The sequence below is a fragment of the Dyella sp. genome (assembly GCF_035508675.1).
Taxonomy (GTDB): Bacteria; Pseudomonadota; Gammaproteobacteria; order Xanthomonadales; family Rhodanobacteraceae; genus Dyella_B.
Genome location: NZ_DATJMN010000207.1, coordinates 1 through 5,344, shown reverse-complemented (window position 1 = coordinate 5,344; position 5,344 = coordinate 1). Strand labels below are relative to the sequence as shown.

5 protein-coding genes are annotated in these 5,344 nt (G+C 62.7%); 4 read left to right on the top strand and 1 reads right to left on the bottom strand.

The genetic code is table 11. The annotated features are described in order from the left end of the window. On the top strand, positions 1–626 hold a 626-nt coding region (locus VMA74_RS10895; protein ID WP_325366826.1), incomplete at its 5' end, for a hypothetical protein. A 97-nt stretch (positions 627–723) separates the two neighbouring features. Here the strand turns inward: VMA74_RS10895 and VMA74_RS10890 are convergent. Further along, entirely contained in the window at positions 724–2,346 is a 1,623-nt protein-coding gene (locus VMA74_RS10890) for a sensor histidine kinase (protein ID WP_325366824.1), read from the bottom strand. Between the two features lie 371 nt (positions 2,347–2,717). Between VMA74_RS10890 and sucC the strand changes: the two genes are divergently transcribed. From sucC to VMA74_RS10875, 3 genes are all read left to right on the top strand, one after another. Next, a complete protein-coding gene (sucC, locus tag VMA74_RS10885) occupies positions 2,718–3,878 on the top strand; it encodes an ADP-forming succinate--CoA ligase subunit beta (protein ID WP_325366822.1) in 1,161 nt (386 codons plus the stop codon). A gap of 13 nt (positions 3,879–3,891) precedes the next feature. Then, the gene (gene sucD, locus VMA74_RS10880; RefSeq protein ID WP_325366820.1) at positions 3,892–4,767 is read left to right on the top strand and encodes a succinate--CoA ligase subunit alpha; all 876 of its coding nucleotides are present in this window, start codon (positions 3,892–3,894) and stop codon (positions 4,765–4,767) included. A 202-nt stretch (positions 4,768–4,969) separates the two neighbouring features. After that, positions 4,970–5,344, top strand: a 375-nt coding sequence (locus VMA74_RS10875; RefSeq protein ID WP_325366818.1) for a nitrilase-related carbon-nitrogen hydrolase, incomplete at its 3' end; no start/stop codon positions are given.

Sequence of the window (5,344 nt, the reverse complement as noted above, 5' to 3'; positions counted from 1 at the left end):
ACGGTACTTTCCCCGGTCAGGATGGCAATAGCTATGTGCGCAGCGGCGACGGCTACCACCCGGTGAGGTACGACAAGCAGCTGCAGGGATGGCTGGCGTACGATCCGAGTCGGCCCCATGACCCCACCCAAAGCATGCCCGTGAAGCTGGACGGCAAAGGCGGCGCAGAGCCGTTGCCCAAAGTGAGGATCAAGGCTGGGATGGAGTCGGGCCGGCTCGCCGAGGAAGCCCAGATACGGGACAGGGCATTGCAGGCAAAAAGTCGATGGGACGCTGCCGTTGCCATGCACATGGACTTATCCGCTCAAAGCGTCGCCGCTACCAGAGACTTTCATAACGCCGCAGAAGCGCTTAGAGATGCAGAGAATGAGCAGACGCAACGGCAAGTATCACGTAATCAGGAATCCGATCCTGTGCAACGTGAAAAGCTCCAAAAAGAGGTGAGTCGGGCAACTTCCCATAAGCATTTTGCAAATGAGAAATACAAGCAAGCTAAAGAAAAGATGGATTCTCTAAATCAACGGGTTGCATATCTCTCCCGAGAACAGCAGGCGGCATTTGATGCTTACCGCCCTGCTCTGGAAAGGGCCTATCAGGTCATGACCCACTACAACCAGCCGCGTTGACGAAAAGATTCCCCTGCGAGCCTGACTGCCGGCTTGTCCATTCGGGTTGCCGGCGCCAGACATCCATATCGGCGGAATATCGCAAACAGGCCCCGGGCTACGCCGCCGGTTCGATCCGCACCGGCGGCGTCAGCACCAGGCGGAAGCAGCTTCCGCCACCTGCCACGCGCACGTATTCGAGCACCGCCTGATTCGCTTCCGCCATTTGCCGCGCGAGATAAAGCCCGAGACCGGTGCCGTACTCGTGCGTGGTGTAGAACGGCTCGAAGATCTGCGCCGCCACTTTCGGCGCAATGCCAGGGCCGCGGTCGATCACTTCCAGGATCGGCACGCCGTGTTCGCCGTGACGAACCACGACCAGTACGCGGGCCGGCTCGCCGGGCATGCGGCCGTAGCGCAGCGCATTTTGCACCAGGTTCCAGATCACTTGATGGAGTTGCTGTGGATCGGCCACGGCGATGACGGGCTGTGCGCTGTTGTCGATCACGCGCAAGGAATCGTTGCCGATGTCGTTGCCCTGCTTGTACTCATCGACGAAATCGTGCGCCCAGTCGCCGAGGTTCAGCGTTTCTGGGCGCGAGCGCTCCCGTCGCGACAACTGCAGGATGTTTTCGATGATGTCGTTGAGGCGGCTGCAGTGGTTGTTGATGATCTCCACCATGCGCAGGTCGGTGGGGCTGATTTCATTCGATTCGGCCAACAGCTGCGCGGAGTAGCGGATGGCTGCCAGCGGATTGCGGATCTCGTGCGCAATGGAGGCGGACAGGCGGCCCAGCGAACCGAGCGTCAGCTCTTCTGCACGGCGCGAGACCAGCGAGGTGTCGTCCAGGAAGATCAGCACCAGTGAATCGTCGTTCGGCGCGAGGCGGCTGAAGCGCGGCACCACTTCCGGCATGCCGTCGGCGAGCTGGGTGGCGGTTTCGTCCAGCTTGCCGGAAGTGATCCAGTGGTACAGGCGGCGCGACAGCTCCGGCGCCACGCGGCCCAGGTCGCGTTGGTCGGAAGAGGGGTTGCCCAGCAGCATCCACGCCGATTCGTTGATCTGGTGGATGCGGTTGGCGTCGTCTACCAGCATCACGCCGGTTTTCATGCGGCGGATGATCAGTTCGTTGACCTGCGCCAGGTTGACCAGGTCGATGCTGCGTTGCTCGGCGAGCGCCTCGCTGGCGCGCAACTGGCGGCCGAGCACGTTGCAAAGCACGACGATCGCGAAATAGGCCATGCCGAACAGGCCCGATTCCAAAAAATCGCGGTCGTCGACCGACGGCCCGGGATGGGGCAGGGCAAACAGCGTGCGTCCCAGTACTCCCAACGTCGCCAGCGCGGCCAGGAACAGCGCCAGCCGCAGCGGCAGCAGCAGCGCGCCTGCCGCCAGATTGACAGCCAGCATCATGGCGATGCCGATGCGTGCGTCGTTCATGGCGGCGATCGCCAGCACCGCCGCGACGATATCCACCAGCAACGTACCCAGGATGCCCAGCCAGCCCAGCGCCTTGGTGAGGTGGGTGATGGAAATCACCGCCAGGGCGAACAGCAGGTAGCCGGCGGCCACCAGCCGGGCAAGGCTGCTGTTGTCCAGATGGGGCCAGCCCATGCCGCTGGGGGTAAAGGCCAGGCCGACGTAGACCAGCGCCTGGGCCAGCCTGAAATAATTCAGAAACAGCAACTCGTGGCGGGTGGTCGTGCTGTTGGGCGAATCGGCGATCGCGCGGCTGGACACGGTTTTGAACACTCGCGAAGAGAAGTGGCTGCCATGACCCCCTTCCGTCCGGAAGAGAGCCTGGGTGAGGAGTAATCTTGCGACAGAACAACGTCGAAGCGAGCTTCGATGCAGCACTTTCGCAAGATTGCCCCTTGCCGTAATCCTCTCCCCAAAGAGGGAGCAGAAGCAAACGCCTACGGGCCGCCCCTTTCCATCCCCTCCCGCTTCCGCGAAAATACCGGGCCGTATTGCGCGGTTTCCCCCATGTCGAGGCATGGTCACGGCGCACTGCACGCGCCGGTAGTGCGTAACACCGCCGTCCGTTCTCCCTAGCTTGTGCTGTGGCTACCGCGCAGGCTCGATCCTTCCCCATTCACTCGAGGTATTGAATGAATTTCCACGAGTACCAGGCCAAAGAGCTGTTCGCGCAGTACGGCATCGCCGTGCCGCCGGGCAAAGTTGCCAACTCCCCCGACGCCGCCGTCGATGCCGCCAAGCACCTGGGCGGCACGCAATGGATGGTCAAGGCCCAGATCCACGCAGGTGGTCGCGGCAAGGCCGGCGGCGTCAAGTTCTGCAAGAGCCTGGACGACGTCCACGCCGCCGCCAAGGGCATGCTGGGCAAGAACATGGAAACCTACCAGTCCGCCGGCCGTGCGCTACCGGTGAACCTGGTGCTGGTCACCGACGCCACCAACATCGCGAAGGAGCTGTACCTGTCGATCCTGGTCGACCGTGACAGCAAGGCCGTCACCTTCATCGCCTCCAAGCATGGCGGCGTGGATATCGAACAGGTGGCCAAGGAAACGCCGGAAGACATCCACACCATCGTGGTGGATTTCGTCGAAGGGCTGCAGCCGTACCAGTGCCGCCAGCTCGGCTTCGCCATGGACCTGAACCCCAAGCAGGTCAGTCAGCTCACCAAGATCATGCTGGGCCTGTACAAGCTGTTCAACGAAAAGGACCTCTCGCTGGTCGAGCTCAACCCGCTCGCCATCCTCGAAGACGGCAACCTGGCCGCGCTCGACGGCAAGGTCAATTCCGACGACAACGCCGAGTTCCGCCACGCGGACCTGGCCAAGATGCGCGACCTCACGCAGGAAGACGCTGCCGAAGCGGCCGCCGTGCAGCACAACCTCAACTACGTGACCATGGATGGCAACATCGGCTGCATGGTCAACGGCGCGGGCCTGGCCATGGCCACCATGGACGTGATCAAGCTGGCAGGCGGCGAGCCGGCCAACTTCCTCGACGTCGGCGGCGGCGCTACGAAAGAGCGCGTCACCGAGGCGTTCAAGCTGATCCTCTCCTCCGACAAGGTGAAGGCCATCCTGGTCAACATCTTCGGCGGCATCGTGCGCTGCGACCTGATCGCCGAAGGCATCATCGCCGCGGTGAAGGAAGTGGGCCTGACCATTCCGGTGGTGGTGCGCCTGCAGGGCACCAATGTGGAGAAGGGCCGCGAACTGCTGGCCAATTCCGGTTTGGCGATCACGCCGGCCGACGATCTCAACGACGCGGCGAAGAAAGCCGTGGCTGCCGCGAAGTGAGGAGCATCCAAGCATGAGCGTTCTCGTCAATAAGAACACCAAGGTGATCGTGCAGGGCTTCACTGGCCAGCAGGGCACTTTCCACGCCGAACAGGCGATCGACTACGGCACCAAGGTGGTCGGCGGCGTCACCCCCGGCAAGGGCGGCACCGAGCACATCGGCCTGCCGGTCTTCAACAGCGTGTCCGAAGCGGTCGACGAAACCGGCGCCGATGCGTCGGTGATCTTCGTGCCGCCGCCGTTCGCGGCCGATTCCATCCTCGAAGCCATCGACGCCGGCGTGCGCGTGATCGTCACCATCACCGAAGGCATCCCGGTGCTGGACATGCTGCGCGTGAAGAACGTGCTGGCGCAGCATCCGGAAACCGTGCTGATCGGCCCGAACTGCCCCGGCATCATCACCCCGGGTGAATGCAAGATCGGCATCATGCCGGGCCACATCCACAAGCCGGGCAAGGTCGGCATCGTGTCGCGCTCCGGCACGCTGACCTATGAAGCCGTGTTCCAGACCACCAACGAAGGCCTGGGCCAGTCCACCTGCATCGGCATCGGCGGCGACCCGATCAACGGCCTCAACTTCATCGACTGCCTGAAGCTGTTCCAGGACGATCCGCAGACCGAAGGCATCATCATGGTCGGCGAAATCGGCGGCAGTGCCGAGGAAGAAGCCGCTGAGTTCATCGGCGAATACGTCAAGAAGCCGGTGGTGTCGTTCATCGCCGGCGCGTCGGCTCCGGCCGGCAAGCGCATGGGTCATGCCGGCGCCATCATCTCCGGTGGCAAGGGCACGGCGGCGGCGAAGTTTGCCGCGCTGGAAAAGGCCGGCGTCACCACGGTGAAGTCGCCTGCCGACCTCGGCAAGACGCTCGCCGGTCTGCTGAAGAAGTAAGCCGATCGCTTTCGGGTGATCAGGAAAGGGCCGCGGTAACGCGGCCCTTTTTTTGCGCCTGTCTAAAGTCTCGCGCACCTATCGCATGGCACTCACTTGGCCATACATCGAAAATTGTCCGCTATAAACCGGCTCAGGCAAGCTCTTGTTCTTCGCGCTTCCACTACCATCTAGCGCCAACCACCCTTGAACAAGTACAACGATGGCTGCGCTCCGTCTGGCTCTGGCCCAATACGATTTCCCCGTTGGCGCCGTGGCCGCCAATACCGCCAAGGTGCGCGAACTGATGGCGCAGGCGCGCGCCGGGCATGCCTCGCTGGCCGTGTTTCCCGAGTTGACCATCAGCGGCTATCCGCCGGAAGATTTGTTGCTGCGTCCCAGCTTTCTTGCCGCATGCCAGGACGCCATGCAGGAGCTGGCCGCGGAGACCAATGGCCTGACCGCCATCGTCGGTTTTCCCCATAGCCTGGGCGAGGTCTATAACGCCGCCGCATTCCTGCGCGGTGGCCTGATCGTGGAGATCACCCACAAGCAGGTCCTGCCCAATTACGGCGTGTTCGACGATAAGCGCTATTTC

Excerpts from the sequence above, each read along its gene's own strand:
- sucC (WP_325366822.1), top strand. The coding sequence starts at position 2,718 with ATGAATTTCCACGAGTACCAGGCCAAAGAGCTGTTCGCGCAGTACGGC.
- sucD (WP_325366820.1), top strand. The coding sequence starts at position 3,892 with ATGAGCGTTCTCGTCAATAAGAACACCAAGGTGATCGTGCAGGGCTTC.